This is a genomic window from Bradyrhizobium sp. Gha, assembly GCF_900113735.1.
In the GTDB taxonomy this organism is placed as follows: Bacteria; Pseudomonadota; Alphaproteobacteria; order Rhizobiales; family Xanthobacteraceae; genus Bradyrhizobium.
Map to the genome: position 1 here is coordinate 23,565 of NZ_FOQM01000052.1, position 23,329 is coordinate 46,893.

Annotated in this window: 16 protein-coding genes, 1 tRNA gene and 1 pseudogene; 12 read left to right on the top strand and 6 right to left on the bottom strand. The window is 63.1% G+C overall.

What is annotated here, in order from left to right; translation table 11 throughout:
• Positions 1-159: 159 nt before the first annotated feature.
• A complete protein-coding gene (locus tag BM222_RS40595) occupies positions 160-540 on the top strand; it encodes a hypothetical protein (RefSeq protein ID WP_143106161.1) in 381 nt (126 codons plus the stop codon).
• 1,675 nt (positions 541-2,215) lie between these two features.
• Here BM222_RS40595 and ltrA read toward each other — a convergent pair.
• Positions 2,216-3,613 (bottom strand): group II intron reverse transcriptase/maturase, encoded by a 1,398-nt coding sequence (gene ltrA, locus BM222_RS36245; RefSeq protein ID WP_092239436.1) that lies wholly within the window; start codon positions 3,611-3,613, stop codon positions 2,216-2,218.
• A 548-nt stretch (positions 3,614-4,161) separates the two neighbouring features.
• Between ltrA and BM222_RS36250 the strand changes: the two genes are divergently transcribed.
• Positions 4,162-5,361, top strand: coding sequence for an IS256 family transposase (locus BM222_RS36250; RefSeq protein ID WP_092239438.1), 1,200 nt, complete (start codon positions 4,162-4,164; stop codon positions 5,359-5,361).
• 1,033 nt (positions 5,362-6,394) lie between these two features.
• Here BM222_RS36250 and BM222_RS36255 read toward each other — a convergent pair.
• Entirely contained in the window at positions 6,395-6,862 is a 468-nt protein-coding gene (locus tag BM222_RS36255) for a hypothetical protein (protein ID WP_092239440.1), read from the bottom strand.
• A gap of 1,730 nt (positions 6,863-8,592) precedes the next feature.
• Between BM222_RS36255 and BM222_RS43540 the strand changes: the two are divergent.
• Positions 8,593-9,675 (top strand): annotated as a pseudogene (locus tag BM222_RS43540) (recombinase family protein); the annotation flags it as partial.
• A gap of 532 nt (positions 9,676-10,207) precedes the next feature.
• Here BM222_RS43540 and BM222_RS36265 read toward each other — a convergent pair.
• The 4 genes from BM222_RS36265 to mnmA form a co-directional block, all read right to left on the bottom strand.
• Positions 10,208-10,284 (bottom strand) — tRNA-Met (locus tag BM222_RS36265).
• A 269-nt stretch (positions 10,285-10,553) separates the two neighbouring features.
• A complete protein-coding gene (locus BM222_RS36270; RefSeq protein ID WP_092239442.1) occupies positions 10,554-10,916 on the bottom strand; it encodes a hypothetical protein in 363 nt (120 codons plus the stop codon).
• A gap of 222 nt (positions 10,917-11,138) precedes the next feature.
• Positions 11,139-11,777 carry a class I SAM-dependent methyltransferase gene (locus BM222_RS36275; protein ID WP_092239444.1) on the bottom strand — a complete coding sequence of 213 codons (639 nt, stop codon included), beginning with the start codon at positions 11,775-11,777 and terminating at the stop codon, positions 11,139-11,141.
• A gap of 210 nt (positions 11,778-11,987) precedes the next feature.
• A complete protein-coding gene (gene mnmA, locus BM222_RS36280; RefSeq protein WP_092239446.1) occupies positions 11,988-13,169 on the bottom strand; it encodes a tRNA 2-thiouridine(34) synthase MnmA in 1,182 nt (393 codons plus the stop codon).
• 347 nt (positions 13,170-13,516) lie between these two features.
• Here mnmA and BM222_RS36285 point away from each other — a divergent pair, with 347 nt between their 5' ends.
• The 9 genes from BM222_RS36285 to BM222_RS36325 all read left to right on the top strand — a co-directional run bounded on the left by BM222_RS36285 (position 13,517) and on the right by BM222_RS36325 (position 23,153).
• Entirely contained in the window at positions 13,517-15,136 is a 1,620-nt protein-coding gene (locus BM222_RS36285) for a flagellar hook-length control protein FliK (RefSeq protein WP_092239467.1), read from the top strand.
• Positions 15,137-15,149: 13 nt separating this feature from the next.
• Complete coding sequence (locus BM222_RS36290; protein WP_092239448.1) at positions 15,150-15,869, top strand: flagellar hook assembly protein FlgD; 720 nt, start codon at positions 15,150-15,152, stop codon at positions 15,867-15,869.
• Between the two features lie 269 nt (positions 15,870-16,138).
• A complete protein-coding gene (gene sciP / locus BM222_RS36295) occupies positions 16,139-16,414 on the top strand; it encodes a CtrA inhibitor SciP (RefSeq protein ID WP_002714638.1) in 276 nt (91 codons plus the stop codon).
• A gap of 192 nt (positions 16,415-16,606) precedes the next feature.
• On the top strand, positions 16,607-18,220 hold the full coding sequence (gene fliF, locus BM222_RS36300; RefSeq protein ID WP_092239450.1) for a flagellar basal-body MS-ring/collar protein FliF: 1,614 nt from the start codon (positions 16,607-16,609) through the stop codon (positions 18,218-18,220).
• Between the two features lie 14 nt (positions 18,221-18,234).
• Positions 18,235-19,329: a flagellar motor switch protein FliG gene (gene fliG, locus BM222_RS36305; protein ID WP_092239452.1), complete on the top strand. Its 1,095-nt coding sequence runs from the start codon at positions 18,235-18,237 to the stop codon at positions 19,327-19,329.
• A complete protein-coding gene (locus BM222_RS36310; RefSeq protein WP_092239454.1) occupies positions 19,329-19,949 on the top strand; it encodes a FliH/SctL family protein in 621 nt (206 codons plus the stop codon). The genes fliG and BM222_RS36310 overlap by 1 nt, the downstream gene beginning before the upstream one ends.
• A 3-nt stretch (positions 19,950-19,952) precedes the next feature.
• Positions 19,953-20,303: a flagellar motor switch protein FliN gene (gene fliN / locus BM222_RS36315; RefSeq protein ID WP_092239456.1), complete on the top strand. Its 351-nt coding sequence runs from the start codon at positions 19,953-19,955 to the stop codon at positions 20,301-20,303.
• A gap of 54 nt (positions 20,304-20,357) precedes the next feature.
• Positions 20,358-21,740, top strand: coding sequence for a sigma-54-dependent transcriptional regulator FlbD (gene flbD, locus BM222_RS36320; protein ID WP_092239458.1), 1,383 nt, complete (start codon positions 20,358-20,360; stop codon positions 21,738-21,740).
• A 264-nt stretch (positions 21,741-22,004) separates the two neighbouring features.
• Positions 22,005-23,153, top strand: coding sequence for a M20 family metallopeptidase (locus BM222_RS36325; protein WP_092239460.1), 1,149 nt, complete (start codon positions 22,005-22,007; stop codon positions 23,151-23,153).
• Positions 23,154-23,329: the final 176 nt, after the last annotated feature.

Below are 23,329 nucleotides of genomic sequence, written 5' to 3' on the forward strand. Positions count from 1 at the left end.
CTTCTTCGGCCTCAACTCAGTTAATTGCTGCTCGTCCAAAGGGCGAAACAGCAAACAATGAGTTGGTCACGGGCGTATCGCGTCGGGCCATTGAGAACACAACAACGCGGCCTGCGTGTACCGAGAGTAACATGGGCCGAGATCGGCGCCCCGGAGTTCTTGTTCCGGATCTTCACGAATCTCATTGCTGGAATGGCCGCTGAAATCGGGATGTGGATCGAGGGTGATCGCGCCGCGACATTGAAGGTTGGCCTCCCTCTCATGATTGGCAGCGAATACTTTTCTCATTTGAAGAAGGTTGAGGTTCGCGCAGCTCGGTACCTTCCTAAGGAGCGTGGAAGAAAATTGTCAACCTTCCGCAGGAGGAAAAGAAATCAACGCCTCGAAAAAGGCTTGCTGATGGATAAAAATACCATTTGGTTGCGCCATCAAAGCCACAAGACTTTCTTGGTTTGCAGGTTTTCAGGCCGCCGTGTAGGGCTTCGACCGATTCGCTGGCCGGCCGTCAAAGTCGGCGACCACTCGGGTCCGCATCGATAATTTGCGGTGTAGATTTCCGTTTCCGGAGGTGCTGACGTCGGTTGCGATTATTTGGCAGTATGGCACCTTGCGACAAGCTTCCTTCAGCGCATGTGGCAGGCAGGATTTAGCTTGGCGATGGCGCGTGTTGATAGATCGCAATCCAGGCCACTTACGATCGCGCTCGGCACAATAGCCTCTCCTCGGGCTTCGGGATCAGAAGCCAATTCTTTTACGTGTCCATTTGATCCCTGCGTGAGCTAAAGCTTCGATTCTCTTTCATGATCTGCTGGCCAACCTGCTGAAAGCCCACACCTGGCCTCAAAGACATGCTACCCGAACTGGCTGCCGCCGGTGCGGCGTCTCTAGAACCGCGCGTATGCGCGCAGCGATCTGTCGTGCTTCCTTCGGCCGCAGGTTGTGTTTCACGCAATCGAGTATGGCTAGCATCGCCTGAACTTCGTCGATGCTGAATGAGGCGACCTGGCGGTCTGATGATCCCAGAGACTGATCGACGGCACGGGCCTGATTAGTTGCAAGTACCGCAAGCGCTTGCGACCGCAGGGAGGCGATATGCCGCTCGAATATATGCATTTCTTGGCCTATCGCTGCCCCTGCGGGCTCGTGTCGCAAGCGCTGGTGGCCAACCCAGTCACGAAGATCGGGGCTGGCCACCTTTGCTCCCATGAGGCTCAAATTCTCAGGGCTACAAAGTAGTAACTTGGAGAAGTATCGAAGGGCACCTACCAAAATTGGTTGATCCCATCCTCGTCGGCAGAGGTGGATCTCTGTCTTTGAACAAATTGGAGGCACCAGCATGTCCAGACACGGGCGCGTTGCATAAAAGAGAATGACAAGGCCAAATGCGCATGAGCAAAAGTTGGCGGAGTAAATCCAGACCGAGAACGATGTGCGAGAGCTCGGAAGTCCAATAGGGACCGCCGCGTTGAAGGAATGGCGACGGTGTCGGTCAAGGCCCAATTTGTGGACATAATCGCACCAAGACAACAGTAAACGCATTCAGCCCACGCGTCCTCCTTCTTTTCCAGGATGATTGATCGGAGGCAGTGCAGGCCGGCGGCCCGCTGGTTGCTTTGGAGAAGACGCAGTCCCTGCCCGCCCGGACCGTGAGCTGAACTTGGCGGAACTTGATTCGTGTTTATCCCCCAGCATACACAGGGGCAGCGCTCTCTCCCTGCCACTCAGCTAACCACAAAATTCAGCCTCACGAGGCGGCAATAACCAGATCGGGCGCGCATCGCTCGCAAAACAAGCGAAACAGCCAGAATTAGACCTAACCCGTGAGTTAGAAGCAGTGCGAACGCGGCTCGGCGCCTGGAGGCCGGGGGGCATCATGAGGCACTATCCCTGCCGCATCCGCACTGCAATGAGCTTAACGGAAGCGTAACTCGGCACATGGTGGTCCTTCAGCTCATGCGCTGTCCCTGCCACGCCCCCGTTAAACCCAGACATTCTTTATCGAAGCTGGCTTACCGAAAGCTGACAGACTTGCATGGCAACTTTACAAACAAAAAAGCGGCGGACCGGCACTTGCCGAGGAGAGTAATATCGACGTTTTCGCTTAGACGATAGCCATTGGCGGTCGTGGTCGAGTAGCTCAGCCATTCGGCTTTCGCCCTCACAGATCCGGGCATGCGGCTTTCCCGCACCCGGCTCCTCCCGAGGGTAACCCGCGTCATATCCGCGCCTGCGCCCAAGTGCGAGTGATGCGTGGAACGGGCAGTCGAAAGCAAGCCGTCAGGGTCTCGAACTCCGGCCAGCCCATGCGCCGGCTTTTCTGACTACGCCGTCTCAGACAGCGCAGCCAGGTCCGACGCACTTCGCGGTAGAAGCCGTTGAGCGCCGGATAATTGTGCGGCCTGCCATAGTAGCCATAGTGCCCGCGCAGAACGGCGGTGAGCCATTCGTGTTGCATGGCCAGTGGCGCGTGCATGAACCGCCAGACCTCCTGGCGCAACGCCGTCAGCTTCCGCGTCAGGCGTTTCCCTTCCGTCTTGTGCTTCACAATGAACCGGCCATCCCGGGTCCGCCCGCAGTAGTGGGTGAAGCCCAGGAAGGCGAAGGTTTCTGGCCGCCGCTCGCCACGCCGCTGACGCGAGAGGGCCGCGAACCGGCCAAACTCGATCAGCCGCGTCTTGTCCTCATGAAGCGTCAGGCCGAAGCTGGCCAGCCGCGCCTTGAGGTCCAAGAGCATTTCCTGCGCGTCCGCCTTGCTCTCAAAGCCCATGACGAAGTCGTCCGCATAACGCACGATCACGATGCGACCGCGTGCGCGGCGACGACGCCATTGATTGGTCCAGAGATCGAGGATGTAGTGCAGGAAGATGTTGGCGAGGAGCGGGCTGATGCCTGCCCCTTGCGGCGTGCCCCTGTCCGTCTCTTGCTTCTCGCCGCTCTCAAGAACGCCAGCTCGCAGCCACAGCTCGATGAGCCGTAGGATACGAGGATCGGCGATCCTGTGCGCCACCATCCGCAGCAGCCACTCGTGGTCGACGGAGTCGAAGAAGCTGCGAATGTCGGCATCGAGCACCCAGTTCACGCGCTGACTCATGATCGCTGTATGCAAAGCATCAAGCGCCATGTGCGGATTACGCCCCGGCCGGAAGCCGTAGGAGAACCCCAGGAAGTCGGCCTCGTAGACGGCACTCAACACCTCGCTTTGGACGATCTTGTCCTCGAGCGCCGGCACACCGAGAGGCCGCTTGCCGCCGTCGGCTTTGGGAATGTAGACGCGCCGCACCGGCTGTGGCCGGTAACGAGCAGTGTGGACCCGTGCGCAGAGGTCGCGGATGTTATCCGTGAGCCCTTCTTCGTACTTCGCCACCGTCACCCCATCGACCCCCGCGCTGGCCTGCCGCTTTTGTCGCCGAAACGCCCGAAGCAGAGCGTCTTCATCGATGTGGTGCAGCAGGGCCGTGAACCGGGTTTGGGCAGCCTGCTTGGCCGCCGCGTTCACCCGCTCGAGGTTCAGCAAGGTAACCCGGCTCTGCGTCCGGACCCTGACCTTCTCGCGCAAGCTCCCCTCGGGCTGGTCCCTTCCCTCCATGCGTCTCGTTACCTTCGACGACTTCACAGGTACTACGAACCAGTCCGACTCCCGACCTCGGCTCGGACCGCGGCTCTGGCAATGCCTTGCCGCTGTCCCCCACTGGAGACCAATCCAATGGACCCGGTCGGGCCTCTCATGTTCCGATGATTACCTTCCATGCGTGATCCGACCATCGACCCCGACGGAGCGGCATCGTCTCGCCTATCGACGGTGCTCGTGCTGCCTTCGTGCTTAGGGAACACACTCGGCCTCCGCGAACTTCCACCTTTCGAGGCTCATTCCCGCACCCCGCATGGCTCCTGTCTACACTTCAGACCCCGCCTTGCCGCGACGCCCGCAAGACTCGGTCCCGGCTCGCCTGCTAGGGCTTTGGCCGGATGGGACTTGCACCCACAAGCAACCATCAGCTTGGCATGACGTACTCCCCGATGATGGTGTAGCTCGGTAGAGCAAAGCCGTCCGCACGCGCGCCCTCCCATGGCGCCGTAGCGGGCGGGCGGCTTTGCGGTGGTCACCGGCAGTTCGCCGGTAGGGTCGGGTTGCTGACACCAACCTGATTCGAGGAACCACCGATGACCGATGAGATGATGAACCTGCGCACGCTCGTGGAGAAGACCCCTGATGCGGATCTGCTGCGCGAGATGATCGGCTTTGCTGCCCAGCGCCTGATGGAGCTGGAAGTGGAAGGCCAGACCGGGGCCGCCTACGGCGAGAAGAACCCCGAGCGGCTGGCGCAGCGCAACGGCTACCGCGACCGGACCTGGGAGACCCGCGCCGGCACGGTCGAGCTGCGCATTCCCAAGCTGCGTAAAGGCTCCTACTTCCCCGGCTTTCTGGAGCCGCGCCGGATGGCCGAGAAGGCGCTCACCGCCGTGGTGCAGGAAGCTTATGTGCAGGGCGTCTCGACCCGCTCCGTCGACGACCTGGTGCAGGCGATGGGGATGAGCGGCATCTCCAAGAGCCAGGTCTCGCGGCTGTGCGCGGAGATCGATGACAAGGTGAAGGCGTTCCTCGCTCGCCCGATCGAGGGCGATTGGCCGTATCTGTGGATCGACGCCACCTACGTGAAGGTGCGCCAGCAGGGGCGCATCGTGTCGGTCGCGGTGATCGTCGCGGTCGGCGTCAACAGCGATGGCCGGCGCGAAGTTCTCGGCATGGACATTGGTCCCTCGGAGGCCGAGACATTCTGGACGGCGTTCCTGCGCAAGCTCGCCCGCCGCGGCCTGCGCGGCGTCAAGCTGGTCGTCTCCGACGCCCACGAGGGCATCAAGGCGACCGTCGCCAAGGTGCTCAACGCCTCCTGGCAGCGCTGCCGCGTGCACTTCATGCGCAACGCGCTGGCGCATGCCGGCAAGAGCGGGCGGCGCGTCGTCTCCGCCTTCATCGCCACCGCGTTTGCCCAGGACGATGCCGAGGCCGCAAAGACCCAATGGCGGAAGGTCGCCGATCAGCTCCGCCCCAAGCTACCCAAGCTCGCCGGCTTCCTCGACGAGGCCGAGACCGATGTGCTGGCCTACATGACGTTCCCACCGCAGCACCGCACCAAACTGCACTCGACCAACCCGATCGAGCGCCTCAACGGCGAGATCAAGCGCCGGACCGAGGTCGTCGGCATCTTCCCCAATGAGGACGCCATCGTCCGCCTCATCGGCGCGATCCTGCTCGAACAGAACGATGAATGGGCCGTCCAGCGCGCCCGTTACATGACGCTGGAAACCATCGCGCCGTTGAGCGATGATCCAACCGTCAGCCTCCCGGCTATCGCCAGCTGACCAGTCCGGCTCTTGCCGGCGAACGCGGTGTCCCACCGCCAGTTACACCACGCTCAGGGACACGATCCCATTGGCCACTTGCAATCACCGGCAGCCGCAGGGGACTCCGCCCCCGGATTGGCGCCAGCTAGTCCACTGCACGTTCAACACTGATCGCCGCTATGACTTCAGGCTTCGGCCGGTGCGGCTCTTCGGCGGAGCAAGATCGGCCATTCGGATCACGCATGGGCCGTTCACCGGGGGCGCGCTCCACGTGGTTTTTCGTATCGAAGAAGATGCGTTCGATTTCTCAATATGAGGTTGTCCGGGTGCATCACGCCGACCAATCGGCAGGCGCTAAAACTAGGCACAATCGGCGGTTCGAGAAGGGCAGCGCGGATGCGACTCAGCACGTTTTTCCACCGGGGGAGGATGGTTAAAGGCGCCATCTCTGCCGCATCCGCTTCGCCGGATACCTGGGGCGACATGACTTGGCACCGCCATCCGAGGTAGAAAGGCGCTGTCCCTATCACGTGCCGCCGGCTTGGTAGGTAGCCTCGGGGGATTACAAGGCTAGCCTACCCTGCTTCCCGTGAGGCTCGTAACCTCAGGGTACAGTGGGACTTTAGCGAGAGAGCGGCCTTCGATGACCTACCAACATTGGTGGTCTGGTAACTTGACGACCGAGCGAGTTAACGCCGCTCAGTCCTCCAGAGCGACAAGATGACGCCTAAGCGCCACTATATTCCCTATCTCCGTTTCAGTTGCCGTAAGTAAAAGAGACCGAGCGCAATCTAAAGCATCGGCTAAACTCACCATCTCGTCACAACGCGGATGGCGCTAACTGGGATCTCCTGCCATCGTGAAGCGTCCCAGTGAGGAACGGTAACAAAGATCATTTGTTAGCGATACAAACCACTCTTCCGTCGCAGCGCGTTTGTGTAAGCCGAGCGGCAGAATCGAATAAAATACAGAGCAGCGCAGTCCGGCGCTACGGATTGAGGATCCGGGTGCTCGGCCAAATCCTAGCCGTGGATCATGTTTGACAATGGCTTTATTCTTCTTCGACTAGCTGAACGCGGTATGCGCGCTCATTCAAGCGGCCGTTGTCATACCAGAACCGCACTCGCGCCCCAACCAAAAGCGGCACATCGCAATTTATTACGCTTCGGTCGGTGAAATAATAATCGCGCGTCTCGCCATCGGCATGCAGGAAGCCATAGTAGCCGCGATCGTTTGGCTTGACCTTGACGACTCGGCCGAGCGTTTCAGGCATTGGCAGAAGCCGGACATGACGCGCGCGCGGGTTTCGACCGACACCTCGTATGCCGTACTCAAAGCCAACCCTCGTATGCGGCGCGTCGATCTCGCTCGGGTCGCAGCCGACGAGATCGCGCTCGTCAAAGTACACGGTTAGCTCACGGTCGTACCCCTGCCCAAGCGCTTCGTCGACGATGTAGCCGTAGTGCCGGCTCCGATTGTTGCGGTCTTCGCGGAAAACGATGATTCGACCCTCAGCCATGAGAGAAACTCGCGACCATTCGCGGAAGCGGAGGTAGCGCGATTAAGCGAAACTCGCTCCTCGCTTCACTTCGCACCTGCCGCTCGGCCCCGAACGAAATCATTTTTTCCGGGTTCGTCGGGATGTCGCCTGCCCTACGACTCCCTCGGTCGAGAACGGGTGCGGGGCGACACACCGCACGACACGCCGTTCCGTCGCGCCGTTGGGTTTTCGTGGTCACCTCAGCAGGGTTCTCCACAGCTCAGCTCATAAACCAATGTCTCAGGTTCGAGCGCCAGAAACCGCGGTCTCGCCGTCCACCCGTCAGCTTCTGACCTTGCATGGTGGGCGGCACGCTTCATGCCGAGATCTGGTTCGGGCGCTGCGGAGCGCCGTTAAGCAGCAAAGTGCGTATTTGCGCTGAGCACTGCTACGGTAGAGTATTTGATTCACGAGTTTGCCCCCTCGCTCTCGCCAAAGATCTCGACTCATCTGTGATATTTGCTCTCGCAGATCCTGAAGCATTTCGAGCCCGGAAGGTTTACGGCGAGCGTGGTAGCGCGGGCCGGCTCTCCACGCTGTTCAAAGCGGCTCTGAAAACTACCGGCTCCGCGCTGCGAGCGACGTTTAATGACGATGTGACTCGGCGCCCGTCGAGAGGCCCTTGGAAAGCGCTGTCCCTATCACTTACGCCGCTAAGTTCGCTCGCCAGCGTCACGGTACTGCAACGCTGCCACCTCACACCCTTGGGCGGTTGCTCAAGGATGCTCTGCCTTTTAACGCCGAGAGGCCCGCAAGGCACCTGCCAGATTTGGGTGGTTGAGATGGTTCAAACGACCATTATACTATCGACCTCAGCGCCCGGTCCCAGAACCATCGCTGGTTTTGAGGCGAGAAGCAGGGCGATTGGCTAATCAATCTAGATCGAAAAGGTCTCCTAATCAGCTGGCCATCGGGCCTCCACCCTCCACCGAACGCAGGGAAGTTCAACCTGCCCGACATCAGAGGAGTAAACGCGCGGCAATTGTGATGGCGACGTCGCGTGAGGGGGCTACCGGTCAAATCTGGCAGGTGCCTCGCGGGACTTTTCTACTCTAGAGTTACGATTACCATTATTCTTCCGGGAGCCGGCGCTACCGCCCCACCATTTGGACCAAGCGCTCAGAGCACCCTTCTGAGGCGCAACCGTTGGAGACAGCCAAGCCTTGTCTGCTTCTTCGCTCCTTGCGGCGACATACTTCAAGGAGCCAAACGCAACAAGCTGTGAATGCAGGGGGCACGACGCGCTCTGATGTCTTCGTCTTGAGGCGTGGTCCTGCCTTGGTATCACGCGTAAACCACATGAGCGGAACGCCTGTCTCCTCGTCCTCACGGACGTCAGACACACGAAGACCTGCCTGCTCGGCTTGTCGCCCCAGCATCTGCTACGTGCCAGAGCTGATGTAGTCCTGCTTAACAGCACGCACTTCGGCGGTAGGGCCTCCTGAACTCTAGCCCTTTTTCGTCGCCGCGGTATCCAATTACACGACGAGCTCATAGCGGCCATTCCGCTTAGGCACCCAACAAGCATGATGCTCTGGATGATCACCGAGTGGCGCCAGCGCAGGTGCGTGCACCTCATCGAGCTGGCCGATCACCTAGAGGTTCGACCGTGCGTGAAGCGCCTCGCAAATTGTCCTTGCAGACGAAACCAGACAAGGCGATCTTACGCCTTGCGCGCGTACTTGCTCGTCTGGCCGCAAGGGAAGATCATGAAAGAGAGCTTGCCGATCGAAGAGACAAGGAAGAGAGCGACGATCTACGCTCGATTTTCAACCGATCTTCAGAACGAGCGTTCGATTGAAGATCAACTTTCGCTCTGTCAAAGCTATGCAGAGCGCGAAGGCTTAACGGTTGTCAGCACCCATGAAGATCGGGCTCGCTCAGGTGGCTCTATCATGGGCCGCGAAGGCCTTCTGCGGATGTTGGACCGAGCGCGGGAGAGATCATTTGACGTAGTGATCGTGGAAGCGCTCGATCGCCTCTCTCGCGACATGGAAGATCTCGCAGGTATTCATAAGCGATTATCTTTTCTCGGCATCGAGATCCGGGCAGTCCACGAAGGCGTCGTGAACACCGTGCTGGTCGGTCTTCGCGGCCTAGTCGGACAACTCTATCGCGAGGACAACGCGCACAAGGTGCGGCGTGGCCAAGCAGGCCGGGTCAGGCAGGGTTTAGCGGGAGGTGGCCTAACATACGGATACGCTGCGGTCGCTGGAAAGAGTGGCGAACGAGTCATCGTCGAGGCGGAGGCACAAGTGATCCGGCGCATCTTCCAGGAATACGTGGACGGTCGGACACCTCGCGAAATCGCGCACGATCTCAACAAGGAGAGGGTATCACCTCCGCGAGGGTGGGCATGGAATGCCTCAACTATCAATGGCAATCTCGATAGGGGAGCCGGCATTCTGCAAAACGAGCTTTATGTAGGGCGCCTCGTTTGGAACAAAGTAAGGATGGTGAAAGATCCCGACTCGGGAAAGCGCCTTTCACGACCAAATCCTAAGACTGACTGGCAGGTGGCTGAAGTGCCGCATCTTGCAATTGTCGATCCAGAGCTATTCCGATCTGCTCAGCAGCGCAAAGAGGAGCGCGGTCAGACCCACCCCAGCCATCAACGCCGGCCTCGTCGGATGCTATCTGGCCTGCTCCGTTGCGGCTCGTGCGGCTCGGGCATGGCGACCAATGGTCGGGACAAATCAGGGCGCGTTCGCATTCGCTGCTCGGCGGCGACAGAGAGCGGCACGTGTCCGGACGCCAAGACTTTTTATTTAGACACCGTCGAGAGCGCGGTCCTCAACGGTCTAAAGGCCGAATTGCGCGCGCCGAAGGTTATCTCAGAATACGTACGCACGTATCTTGAGGAGCGGAAGCGCCTCGAGGCCACTTCACATGCAAAACGGCAGCGCCTTGAGCAGCAGCTTGGGCAAATAAACCAGGAAATCGAACGATTGGTGGATGCGATCGCGAAAGGACATGGCGATCCATCCGTTCTCGGACCGCGATCGACTGCCTTAGATGCCGAACGAAAGCGGATATCTGAGGAGTTGCAGAGTGAACCACCCGCCGTGAAGGAAGTCGCGCTGCATCCGGGGATCCTCAAACGATATGAGGAGCAACTCGGTCGGCTTGAAGAAGCTCTGGGTAAAGGTGTCAGTGCGGGCGACGCAGAGGCCGCAGAAGCCATCAGAGACTTGGTCGAGACGATCACTGTGTTCCGCGATCCAGGCGGCCCAGGTGGTGTAGCCGTGGAGATAGCAGGCCGGCTAAACGCCCTGCTCGGGGAAAAGGCCTATCCAAACCAAGTCAAAGGAGTGTGGGGAAAGGTGGTAGCGGGGGAGGGACTCGAACCCCCGACCCCAGGATTATGATTCCCGTGCTCTAACCAGCTGAGCTACCCCGCCACAGGGTCGCGAACGGCCGATACGGCCGATCTCGCGAACGCGCGGCATATAAGGAAGGGGGCGGTGAACTGTCAATCCGCCTTCGCTAAAAGCTCCGGCGGGACAAGGCGGTTGAGGGTGGAAAAGGGGCCGATTTCGGCGACGGATCGGCCCCGTTTTCGGGCACCAGACTCGTCGAGAGGCCCCCTCACCCGGAATCCGCGCTTTCGCGCGGATTCCGGCCTCTCCCCGCTGGCGGGGAGAGGCGAAGGAAGGTGCGGCGAAATTCGCTATTTCGGCTTGATGGTGGGATCGCCGCCGGGGCTGCCGGGGGGCGGGATGACGGGCATGCTGCCGTCGGTGCTCGGCGCGGGGGCGTGCATTTCGGGATCGACGCCCGAAGGCGGGCAGAGCACGCCGTCGGATTTGGCCAGCTTGTCGCCGAGCGGTTCCCGGGCTTGACCCGTCGTGGTGCCGTCGGGCGTGTTGGCGCGGTTGGGGCGGTCCTGCGGGGCGCAGTCCGCCGTGTGCTGCGGGGATGGCGGCGCGGTCGCTTGCGGCGGCGTCGCCGGGGCGGGCGGGGCCTGCGCGGTCGCGGCGCCGGAGGCGGCGATCACGAGGCTGGCCAAGATGATGTTTGCTGTCGTGCGCATGAGAGGGAAACGCAGGGAACACGGGCGATGTTCCGGGGGTACGTGCGATGTGATCGGGTTGGGTGGATTGGAACGGATCTCGACCGAGCCCGTGACCTCTCCCCGTCATTGCGAGCCAACGGGGCCGCGCTTCGCGCGGACCCGTTGGCTCGCAATGACGGCGCGGTGAGGGCTTTCTTCACTCGCGAGATATCGCCGGCGGAGAGACCGCGCCGCTTGCGCCTACGCCTTATGATAGCGGATCAGCGAAAAGTGGCCCATCGGCGGCATGGGGCGGCGCTCGGCGAGCGTGATGCCGCCGTGCTTGGCGGCCCAATCGACCAGGCGCTGCCACGGGAATTCCGGACGCCAGCCGAGACGGCGCGCCAAGGGCGCAAAGGCGAGCTCGGACAGTTTGCGCAGTCCTTTTTCGGCGCCGATGTGGTTGACCAGGATCAGCTCGCCGCCCGGCTTGAGCACGCGCACGAACTCGTCGAGCGTGCCTTCGGGATCGGGCACCGCGGTGATGACATATTGCGCGACCACCGCGTCGAAGGAGGCGTCGGGGAAGGCGAGGTTCTTGGCGTCCATCACCGAGAGCACTTCGACATTGGAGAGCCGAAGTGCGCGCACGCGTTGTTGCGCCTTGCGCAGCATCGGCTCGGAAATGTCGACGCCGCAGATCTTCGTGGTGCGCGAATAATCCGACAGCGACAAACCGGTGCCGACGCCGACGTCGAGGATGCGGCCGCCGATGCGGTCGGCCTCGGCGATGGTCGACTGCCGGCCGGCGTCGAACACCTTGCCGAACACGAGATCATAGACCGGCGCCCAGCGGCCATAGGCCTTTTCGACCCCGGCCCGCGAGATGTCTGCTGCCATGCCCCTGCCCTTACTTCACCTCTCCCCGTCGGGGAGAGGTCGGATTGCCCCTGGCGATGCGAAGCATCGTCCAGAGCAATCCGGGTGAGGGCCCCGCGGGTGCGGTGGGAGCGTAACCCCTCACCCGGATCGCATCTATCGATGCGATCCGACCTCTCCCTACGGGAGAGGTGAACCCAGCCCGACCAATTGCGCTAAATCTCATCATCGTCAGCCGCGCACGGCTTCAACGAGCGGCCGCGCGGCGTCGCTCGCGACCTTCGCCGCGGCGCTCTGAATGAACCCGCCGCCGAGCACGCGCGCCTGCCCTGACGGTGCGTCGTAGAACACGCAGGCCTGGCCGGGCGAGACGCCCTCTTCTCCGGCGACGAGCTCGACCTCGTAATGGCCGTCGGCGCCGCGCAGCCAGGCTGGTTGGGGCGCACGCGTGGAACGCACGCGCACGAACAGCTCGAGACCAGACCCGATGGCGCGGTCGATGTCGCCGCCGCCGATCCAGTTGACGTCGCGCAAAGCGATGCGGTGCATCTTCAGCGCATCGCGCGGGCCGACCATGACGCGGCGGTTGGCCGCGTCGAGCCGCACCACGAACAGCGGCGCGGCGGCCGCGATGCCGAGACCGCGGCGCTGGCCGATGGTGAAATTGGCGATGCCGTGATGCTGGCCGAGCACGCGGCCGTCGAGATCGACGATGTCGCCGCTTTCCATCGCATTCGGACGCAGACGGGTGATGATGTCGGTGTAGCGCCCCGTCGGCACGAAGCAGATGTCCTGGCTGTCGTGCTTGTCGGCGACGCTAAGGCCGAAGCGGCGCGCGAGCTCGCGCGTCTCGGGCTTGGTCATGTCGCCGAGCGGGAAGCGCAGGAAGTCGAGCTGCTCCTGCGTGGTCGCGAACAGGAAATAGCTCTGGTCGCGGTCGCTGTCGGCGGCGCAGACCAGCGCGCGCGACCCATCGTCGCAGCGCCGCGAGGCGACGTAATGGCCGGTGGCGAGTGCCTGGGCGCCAAGCTCGCGCGCGGTCTTCAGGAGGTCGCGGAACTTGACCGAGCGGTTGCACTCGATGCAGGGCACCGGCGTCTCGCCGAGCGCGTAAGAGTCGGCAAAGTTGTCGATGACGGACTCGCGAAAGCGATCCTCGTAATCGAGCACGTAATGGGGAATGCCGAGCTTGGCCGCGACGTCGCGCGCGTCGTGAATGTCCTGGCCGGCGCAGCAGGCACCCTTGCGATGGGTCGCCGCGCCGTGGTCATAGAGCTGCAGCGTGATGCCGACGACGTCATAGCCCTCGGCCTTCAGCAGCGCAGCCGTCGTCGAGGAGTCGACGCCGCCCGACATGGCAACGACGACCCTGGTATCCTCAGGACGGCCTTCGAGATCCAGACTGTTGAGCATGGGCCTAAGCTGACGTGACGGCGGCGTTTGCCGCGATTGCTGATGCTCTGGACCGGGACGTCAGCGGTCCCCGGGAACCCTTGTTCCCTCGGGGGCGCTGGCTTGCCCGGTCGAAAGCGGCTGAGAGCACCCTTTAATATAGGCGGCATTCCGGTCAAGCAATCATGCCCGCCCGGACGTGAGGGCAATTCTTGCCGGGGGCGGCAGAAATGACGGGGCTGAAAGCCGGCCGGCGGGATGGCGTCGGCCGGGCAAGATATTGATTTGGCATCATAAAATCACATGCCGCGGGATTGGCCCGCTCCTTGCTCACCTTCCGGTCCGAAGATGTTTTCAAGGGGGCGCCTGTGGTTGGTGTCACGTCAGACGTAGCGGCAAGTGCGCAGGTGTCGAGCGCGCAGCAGAAGCCTGCCCGGCCGCAGAACACCCAGGACACCACGCCCGGCGATTCCTTCGGTTCGCTGGTCGACAGCAACACCCAGGCCATCAGCAACAGCGCCGCGCCGTCCTCGAGCCAGGACAACGCGCCGCGGCGCAGTGATTCGTCGTCATCCTCCTCGTCGAACCGAAGCAACACCGCCTCGACCGATCCATCCTCGCAGAGCAAGCCGAGCGACGCCGCGGATTCCGCGCCGCCCGCCAATAGCGACGCACCGGCCGCGCCGGCCAAGGCTGACGGGACGTCCAAGGGCAGGACCGACGCGGCCACCACCGTCAAGGGCGACAAATCCGACAGCACGAAGGATGCCAAGACCGACGGCACCGACGGTCTCGCTGCCGCGGTGGACGCCACGACCGCGGCGCAGACTGCAACGCCGGCAACGACGCCTGATCCGACGGCCGTTCCCGTTGCCGTACCCGTCGTTGCCGTTGATCCAAATGCTGCGGCGGCCCAGGCGAATGGCACGGCGTCCTCGCCGCTGACGATCGCGGCTGCCGGCATCGCCGCCAGCGCCTCGACCGCAGCGCAGATCTCAGGCGTCAAGCTGGATGCGACCGGCAAGGCCACGAAGACCGACGGCAAGATGATCGACGGCAAGACCAGCGATGCCAAGGTCGCGCTCACCGATGCGGCTGCTACGACGACCGACGCGACCGCGACCGATGCGACTGTCAGCGCCGTGCAGCTGACCGCGGTCGACCAGGGCACGCCAAAGACCTCGTTCAAGGCCGCCGCGACAACGCAAGGTCAGACCGACGTCTCCAATATCGGCCAGGACCCCGGCAAGACCGCGCAGGCGACAACCCCTGCACAAAATCCGGCGGCCGCGATCACGACCATTGCCGCCCATCCGCAAACCGCCAAGCCGCAGGTTGATACGACCACTGCCGATGGCAAGCCCGCCGCCACCGACGGCAAGACGGATGCCACCCCGGCCGCATCGATCACGCACGTCCATGCCGATACGCAAGCGGTTGCTGCCACGACCGATGCCAGCACCCAGGCCGCCAACGCCGTGCAGGCGCCGCTGACCACCACGACATCGGCAGCCACCGCCTCGACCGCGACACTCACCGCGACCGCGGCCAATGCGAATGCCGTGCCGATCAGCGGCATCCCGGTCGAGATCGCGGCCGCCGCGCGCTCCGGAAAAACCCGCTTCGACATCAGCCTCGATCCGATCGATCTCGGCCGCATCGACGTCCGCATCAACGTCGACCGCAACGGCCAGGTGACCTCGCATCTCACGGTCGATAAGCCGGAGACGCTTCAGATGCTGCGGCAGGACGCACCGCAACTGCAGCGCGCGCTCGACGATGCCGGCCTCAAGACCGGCAGTAACGGGCTCTCCTTCAGCCTGCGCGACCAGAATTCATCGGGCCAGAACACTGGCCAGAACAACGACAACTCGGGCAATTCCCGCCGGCTGATCATCAGCGAGGATGATCAGGCGCCAGCCGCGCCCGTCAGCCGCAGCTATGGCCGCATGCTCGGATCGAGCAGCGGCGTCGATATCAGAGTGTGAGGAGTATCAGGCCATGACCACCACGAGTGCCGCCACCGCGCCTTCAGTCGTCTCCGGCACCACCGACGTTCCGAAATCCTCTTCGTCCGGCTCGCTGAGCTCGTCCACGGGCGCGACGCTCGCCGGCAACTTCCAGACCTTCCTGACGCTGCTGACCACGCAGCTGCAGAACCAAAACCCGCTCGATCCGCTCGACACCAACCAGTTCACCCAGCAGCTGGTGCAGTTCGCCGGCGTCGAGCAACAGCTCAAGACCAATGATTCGCTGTCGCAGCTCGTGACCCTGCAGCAGACCACGCAGGCAACCCAGGCGCTGGATTTTGTCGGCAAGAGCGCAGTGGTCGACGGCACCACCGCGACCATGTCGCAGTCCTCGGCGACCTGGCATCTCAACGTGCCCTCCAGCGCCACGGTCAGTATCTCCATCGCCAATTCCACCGGCCAGACCGTCTTCAACGGCCAATATTCCGCCGGTGCCGGCGCCGACATTCCCTTCACCTGGAATGGCCAGGGCAATGACGGCACGCAATGGCCTGATGGCAAATACACGATCACGGCAACCGGCAAGGACGCGTCCGGCAACAATGTCGGCGTCGGCGCGCAGGTGCAGGGCACGGTGTCATCAGTCGACCTGACCCAGTCGCCGCCGCTGCTCACCATCGACGGCAACAGCTATACGCTGAGCCAGGTGAAGAGCGTCGTCGCGAGCACGAGCACCAGCACCAGCAACTAACGGGCCCGCGCATTGAAGTACGGTCCGTGGCGTTCGCCAGGACGACAATTGAAGGCCTTTGCGCCGTCCGCGCAGGCCTCACCAGTTAGTAAAGTATTTACGCAGACCCCGCCCGGCCAGTTGAAATCGTGTTTTCAGCCTGCCGGGCGAGCGTCGTTCCAGCCAGTTTCAACGAGAATTGTATTGAAGCCTTAGGCTTAGCGGATTTTTAAGCCGGCCGGCGTAGGGTTCCTGAGTGAGTTCAGTGGTTGAGAGTTTGTGAGTACGCCATGACAGAACCCCATCGCCCGAGGGTAAAATACGTCATCGGGCCGGACGGCAGTCCGCTGACGATTGCAGATCTGCCCGCACCCGGCACTAAACGCTGGGTCATCCGCCGCAAGGCCGAAGTCGTCGCCGCAGTTCGCGGTGGACTTCTCTCGCTGGAGGAGGCCTGCAGCCGTTACACCCTGACGGTCGACGAATTCCTATCCTGGCAGTTTTCCATCGACCAGCATGGTCTGGCGGGTCTTCGCACCACCCGCATTCAGCAATATCGCCAGTAAGCAATCCGGAAATCTGCTGCTTTTGACGAAAATCGGCCCCGCTTTGCGAGGCCGATTTTTTTCATGTCCGTTTTTGGCGCGACTTTTGTCCGAGCTCTTAATGCTCGTTAACCATATCGAAACCATCACCTAGGCAATAATTGCCCAGTCGGCCGCTGTTGGGTTGCGGGTCGAATCTGTCGGGGCGGTTGCTTGCAAGGTCTTGCGGACTTTTTAAAAGGTATCGGCGCCGCCCGCTTCGGGGCGATGATCGCGGTCACCGCCGCACTCATCGGCTTCTTCGCGTTCGTCATCATGCGGGTCACCACGCCGCAGATGACGACGCTGTTCACCGACCTCAGCATGGAGGATTCCTCCAGCATTATCAAAGACCTGGAACGCCAGGGCATCCACTACGAGCTGCGCAATGACGGCACCATCATCATGGTGCCCAAGGACAAGGTCACGCGTCTGCGCATGAAGCTCGCCGAGGGCGGCCTGCCCAAGGGCGGCGGCGTCGGCTACGAGGTCTTCGACAAGTCGGACGCGCTCGGCACGACCTCTTTCGTCCAAAACATCAACCATCTGCGCGCGCTGGAGGGCGAACTCGCCCGCACCATCCGGGCCATCGACCGGATCCAGGCCGCCCGCGTCCACCTCGTGCTGCCCGAGCGCCCGCTATTCGCGCGCGACGCGCCGGAGCCGTCGGCCTCGATCGTGGTCCGGGTTCGCGGCTCGCTCGAAGCCCAGCAGATCCGCGCCATCCGCCACCTCGTCGCCTCCGCCGTCAACGGCCTGAAGCCGCAGCGGGTCTCGATCGTCGATGAAGCCGGCCAGCTGCTCGCCGACGGCGCCGCCACCGATCCGGAGCAGGCCGCAGGCGACGACCGGCGCATCGCCTTCGAGAAGCGGCTGCGCAAGGAGGTCGAGGACATCGTCTCCTCCGTGGTCGGCTCCGGCCGCGCCCGGGTCCAGCTCTCCGCCGATTTCGACTTCAACAAGATCACCCAGACCTCGGACAAGTTCGATCCTGAAGGCCGCGTGCTGCGCTCGACCCAGACCCGCGAAGAGCAGAGCATGACGGCCGACAATAACGGTCAGGTCACGGTCAACAACGAGCTCCCCGGTCAGCAGCAGAACAGCGGCCTGGCCGCCAAGGACCAGAGCAAGAAGACCGAAGAGACCAACAATTACGAGATCTCCCGCACCACCAAGACCGAAGTGACCGAGGCCGGCCGGGTCAACCGCATCTCGGTCGCGGTGCTGGTCGACGGCATCTACACCAAGAACGACAAGGGCGAACTCACCTACACCGACCGCACCAAGGAGCAGCTCGACCGCATCGCCACCCTGGTGCGCTCGGCGATCGGCTTCGACCAGAAGCGCGGCGACCAGGTCGAGGTCGTCAATCTGCGCTTTGCCGATGCCCCCTCCACCGCCCCGATCGCCGAGCCCTCCGGCTTCCTCGGCATGCTGCAATTCACCAAGGACGACGTCATATACTTCGTCGAGCTCGGCGTGATGATGCTGCTCGGCCTGGTCGTGATGTTCATGGTGATCCGTCCGCTGGTGAAGCGCATCCTCGCCTCCGACGAAGTCGCCGCCGCCATCTCCGGCGTGCTCTCGGGCCCCGCAGCTTCCGAAGAGGCCGCCCCGCCCTCCGGCCAGCCGCTGCTGGCGGGCGGCGCCGCCAGCGCCATCGACGTCGCCACCATCCAGGGCCAGGTCCACGCCCAGTCCGTTCATCGCGTCGGCGAGCTCGCCGAACGCAATCCCAACGAAACCGTCGCCATCATCCGGCAATGGCTAACCGAACCCGCGAAATGATCGAGTGAACTGACATGGCCGCGTCCCTGCAAAACGCCAACTCGAACGACATCACCAGCGTGATCTCAACGCTCGGCCAGCGAGCCGGCAACCGCGCCAACGGCAAGGGCGCCGACCATCTGACCGGCCCGCGCCGCGCCGCGATCCTGATGCTGGCGCTGGGTGAGCAATACGGCGGCAAGATCTGGTCGCTGCTCGACGACGACGAAGTGCGGCAGCTCTCGCTGGAAATGTCGACGCTCGGCACCGTCGAGGTCGACACGGTCGAGGACATGCTGCTCGAATTCGTCTCGCGCATGTCGGCTTCCGGCGCGCTGATGGGCAATTTCGACGCCACCGAGCGGCTACTGCAGCAATACCTGCCGCCGGAACGAGTCAATGGCATCATGGACGAGATCCGCGGCCCTGCGGGGCGCAACATGTGGGAGAAGCTCTCCAACGTGCAGGAAGAGGTTCTCGCCAACTACCTCAAGAACGAATATCCGCAGACCATCGCCGTGGTGCTGTCGAAGCTGAAGCCGGAACATGCCGCCCGCGTGCTCGGCATCTTCCCCGAGGACCTCGCGCTCGATGTCGTCAACCGCATGCTGAAGATGGAGGCGGTGCAGAAGGAGGTGATCGAGAGCGTGGAGAAGACGCTGCGCACCGAATTCATGTCCAACCTGTCGCAGACCCGCCGCCGCGACGCCCACGAGGTGATGGCGGAAATCTTCAACAATTTCGACCGCCAGACCGAAACCCGCTTCATCACCTCGCTCGAAGAGGACAACCGGGAATCGGCCGAGCGCATCAAGGCGCTGATGTTCACCTTCGACGATCTCGTGAAGCTCGATTCCGGATCGGCCCAGACGCTGATGCGCAACGTCGACAAGGACAAGCTCGGCGTGGCGCTGAAGAGCGCCAACGAGGATGTCCGCAGCTTCTTCTTCGGCAACATGTCCTCCCGCGCGGCCAAGATGCTGCAGGACGACATGGCGGCGATGGGCCCGGTGCGCCTGCGCGACGTCGATGAGGCCCAGGCGCTGCTGGTCAACCTCGCCAAGGACCTCGCCGCCAAGGGCGAGATCATGCTGACCAAGAACCGCGCTGACGACGAACTGGTGTATTGATGGGCGCTCCGGCCAAATTCCTGTTCGATACCGACTTCGCCGCGCCCGACCGGACGCGCGAGAAGGCCGCGACTGCGGCCGAGATCGCGCAGAAGGTCGCGGAAGCCGAAGCCCGTGCCTATCAGGACGGCTTTGCCGCAGGCCAGCGCGAGGCCAAGGCCGAGAGCGACCGCCGCGTCGCCCTCGCGATGGAAGAGATCAGTATCGGCGTCAGGGGCGTCGCGTCCGGCATCGGCAACATCGAAACCAGGATGGAGACCGAGGCGGTCGAGGTCGCCATCGCGGTCGCGCGCAAGCTGTGCGCCGACCTCATCGCCGCCGAGCCGCTCGGCGAGATCATGGCGCTGGTCAAGGACTGTTTTTCGCATCTGGTGGCGACGCCGCATCTCGTCGTCCGCATCAACGACGCGCTCTACGACAGCGCGCGCGAGAAGATCGAGCGGCTTGCCAAGCAGAGCGGTTTCGAAGGTCGGCTGGTGATCCTGGCCGAACCCGAAATTGCCGCCGGCGACTGCCGGATCGAATGGGCCGACGGCGGCGTCGTGCTGGAGCGCAGCGCCATCGCGGCCAGGATCGACGACATGGTCGGACGCTATATCGCGTCCCGCAGGGGGAATTAAGCCATGAGCGACAATGACGGACAGGTGCCGCTGCCCGACCTCAACGGCCCGCTGCCGCCTGCCGGCGCCGACGTCGGCTACAACGAGGACGAATATGCCTCGCGCGTCGCCGCCGACCTGGAAGCCGTCTTCGACGTGCCGGTGCAGGTCTCGGCCGTGCTCGGCCGCTCCAAGATGGATGTCGGCGAGCTGTTGAAGCTCGGACCCGGCACCGTGCTCGAGCTCGACCGCCGCGTCGGCGAGGCCATCGACATCTACGTCAACAACAAGCTCGTCGCTCGCGGCGAGGTGGTGCTGGTCGAGGACAAGCTCGGCGTCACGATGACGGAAATCATCAGGACCGAACGCGGCTAAGGCACGCAGAAAGAATGACACGCGGCAGCGCGAACAGACGGACAGGAGACTGACATGCGGCTTCTCATCGTTGGCACATTGAAGGGCCAGCTCACCACCGCCACCAAGATAGCGATGGAGAACGGCGCCACCGTGACCCACGCCGAGGATCACGAGCAGGCGATGCGCGTGTTGCGCGGCGGCAAGGGCGCCGACCTCCTGCTGGTCGACGTCGCCCTCGATATCCGCGACCTCGTCATGCGGCTCGAGGCCGAGCACATCCACGCGCCGATCGTCGCCTGCGGCATCACCAACGACGCCCGCGCGGCGGTCGCCGCGATCCGCGCCGGCGCCAAGGAGTACATCCCGCTGCCGCCGGAGCCTGAGCTGATCGCAGCCGTGCTGGCGGCCGTCGCCAATGATTCTCGCGAGCTGGTCTATCGCGACGAAGCCATGGCGCGGGTCATCAAGCTCGCCCAGCAGATCGCAGGTTCCGACGCCTCGGTGATGATCACCGGCGAATCCGGAACGGGTAAGGAAGTGCTGGCCCGCTATGTCCACACGCGTTCGGCGCGCGCCAAGCGCCCCTTCATCTCGATCAACTGCGCCGCGATCCCCGAGCACCTTCTGGAATCCGAGCTGTTCGGCCACGAGAAGGGTGCCTTCACCGGCGCGATCGCCCGCCGCATCGGCAAGTTCGAGGAGGCGACCGGCGGCACGCTGCTGCTGGACGAAATCTCCGAGATGGATGTGCGCCTGCAATCCAAGCTCTTGCGTGCCATCCAGGAGCGGGTGATCGACCGCGTGGGCGGCACCAAGCCGGTGCCGGTCGACATCAGGATCATCGCGACCTCGAATCGCAATCTGGCGGACGCCGTGCGCGAAGGTACGTTCCGCGAGGACCTGCTGTTCCGCCTCAACGTCGTCAACCTGAAGATCCCGCCGCTGCGCGAGCGGCCCGCCGATATCATGGAGCTGGCTCAGCATTTCGTGAAGAAATATGCCGAGGCCAACGGCGTGCCGATGCGCCCCATCTCGACTGAGGCCAAACGCGTGCTCTCCACCAACCGCTGGCAGGGCAACGTCCGCGAGCTCGAAAACACCATGCACCGCTCCGTGCTGATGGCGCAGGGCGACGAGATCGGACCCGATGCGATCCTGACGCCTGACGGCGACCGCCTCGACCTCGCCAAGACGGCACCGGCGGTGGCGCATGCCACCATGGCCGCCGAACAGGTAACGCGCGCGCTCGTCGGGCGCACCGTCGCCGACGTCGAGCGCGACCTGATCCTGGAGACGCTCAAGCACTGCCTCGGCAACCGGACCCATGCCGCCAACATCCTGGGCATCTCGATCCGCACGCTGCGCAACAAGCTCAACGAATACGCAGACGGCGGCATCCCGATCACCCCGGCGGGCACGCCGGGCGAGTATCCGCGGATACCGATGGGGGCGTAATCGGCTCCCATATTGATCGAGAGAATGCGAATGCCCGGGCTCGGTCCCGGGCATTTTGTTTTGGAGGCCACGCTGCCAACCTCGTCATTGCGAGCGCAGCGAAGCAATCCAGGAATCCCACCGCGGAAAGACTCTGGATTTGCTTCGCTGCGCTCGCAATGACGGGTTGAGAGAGCTTCCCGCATAACGGGAGCGCGTTACGCGACTAGGCCATGACGACACCAGGCCCTATAACCGCTCGCGAGAACCCACGCGAGGAAACACATGGCTGAGGCCCAAATCACGGAATGGCTGGCATCGCAGCGGCAGGCCATGATCGATCTGCTGCGCGACGTCGTGAACATCGATTCCGGCTCCTATGACAAGGAAGGCGTCGATGCGGTCGGTGCGCGGTTCGAGCAGCATTTCTCCGAGCACGGCATTCCGTTCCGACGCGAGAGCCACGACAGTTTCGGCGATGCCATCCATGCCGAGGTGGCAAAACCCGGCAGCAACGAGAAGCCGGTGCTGTTGATGGGGCATCGCGACACCGTCTTCTCCAAGGGCGAGGCCGGACGCCGCCCGTTCACGATCAAGGACAAGCGCGCCTACGGGCCCGGCGTCGCCGACATGAAGGCCGGCGTCGTGATGAACGTCTTCGTCGCCACCGCCTTCCACAAGTTCGGCGGCAACCCGCATCCGATCAAGCTGCTGATCACCTCGGACGAGGAGATCGGCTCGCCCTCGTCGCGGCCGGTGATCGAACGCGAGGGGCGCTCTGCACGCGCCGTGTTCAATTCCGAGCCGGGCCGCCCGACGGGTAACGTCGTCACCAGCCGCAAGGGCGGGATCTTCATGCATATGGCCGTCACCGGCAAGGCGGCGCATTCGGGTACCAATTTCGCCGCGGGCATCAGTGCGATCGGCGAGCTCGCACACAAGATCATCCAGATCCATGCGCTGACCGACCTCACCAAGGGCATCACGCTCAATGTCGGCCTGATCTCGGGGGGCCAGTCGGTCAACACGACCGCGCCTTACGCCGAGGGCCAGATCGACATGCGCTATGTCGATCCGAAGGATCGCGCCACCGTCATGGCGGAGATCGACAGGATCATCGCGACGCCTTACGTGCCGGGCACCTGCGCGACGCTGACGATCAAGGGCGAATTCGTGCCGGTCGTGCAGAGCGAGAGCTCGAAGGCGCTGTTCGAGACTTATCAGGCCGCGGCCAGGCAGGCCGGCCTCACCTCGCTGCACGGCGAGTTCTCCGGCGGCTGCGCCGATTCCGGCTTCACCGCCGCGGTGGGAACGCCGACCATCTGCGGAGTCGGGCCGGTGGGCGGGCTTGCGCATTCGCCCGAGGAATACCTCGAGCTCGACAGCATCGTGCCGCGCGCGCAGGCGCTGGCGCTCGCGATTTTGAAGGGATAGTCAGCCCTGCACTCCGTCATGCCCCGGGCTTGTCCCGGCCATCCACGTCTCTCTTCAATCGCGGTTGCGCGTGGATGGCCGGGTCAAGCCCACGGCTGTCCGGTTTAGATTTTGTGGACAAGGCGCATGGCGTTGATTCTAGTCGGTTCTGGACGTCTGCAAGCGTTCCGGGACAC

What these genes read in the sequence shown, in the direction of transcription:
- BM222_RS36250 (WP_092239438.1), top strand. Translation starts at nt 4,162, where the DNA reads ATGACCGATGAGATGATGAACCTGCGCACGCTCGTGGAGAAGACCCCT.
- BM222_RS36255 (WP_092239440.1), bottom strand. Translation starts at nt 6,862, where the DNA reads ATGGCTGAGGGTCGAATCATCGTTTTCCGCGAAGACCGCAACAATCGG.
- BM222_RS36270 (WP_092239442.1), bottom strand. Translation starts at nt 10,916, where the DNA reads ATGCGCACGACAGCAAACATCATCTTGGCCAGCCTCGTGATCGCCGCC.
- BM222_RS36275 (WP_092239444.1), bottom strand. Translation starts at nt 11,777, where the DNA reads ATGGCAGCAGACATCTCGCGGGCCGGGGTCGAAAAGGCCTATGGCCGC.
- mnmA (WP_092239446.1), bottom strand. Translation starts at nt 13,169, where the DNA reads ATGCTCAACAGTCTGGATCTCGAAGGCCGTCCTGAGGATACCAGGGTC.
- BM222_RS36290 (WP_092239448.1), top strand. Translation starts at nt 15,150, where the DNA reads ATGACCACCACGAGTGCCGCCACCGCGCCTTCAGTCGTCTCCGGCACC.
- sciP (WP_002714638.1), top strand. Translation starts at nt 16,139, where the DNA reads ATGACAGAACCCCATCGCCCGAGGGTAAAATACGTCATCGGGCCGGAC.
- fliG (WP_092239452.1), top strand. Translation starts at nt 18,235, where the DNA reads ATGGCCGCGTCCCTGCAAAACGCCAACTCGAACGACATCACCAGCGTG.
- BM222_RS36310 (WP_092239454.1), top strand. Translation starts at nt 19,329, where the DNA reads ATGGGCGCTCCGGCCAAATTCCTGTTCGATACCGACTTCGCCGCGCCC.
- fliN (WP_092239456.1), top strand. Translation starts at nt 19,953, where the DNA reads ATGAGCGACAATGACGGACAGGTGCCGCTGCCCGACCTCAACGGCCCG.
- flbD (WP_092239458.1), top strand. Translation starts at nt 20,358, where the DNA reads ATGCGGCTTCTCATCGTTGGCACATTGAAGGGCCAGCTCACCACCGCC.
- BM222_RS36325 (WP_092239460.1), top strand. Translation starts at nt 22,005, where the DNA reads ATGGCTGAGGCCCAAATCACGGAATGGCTGGCATCGCAGCGGCAGGCC.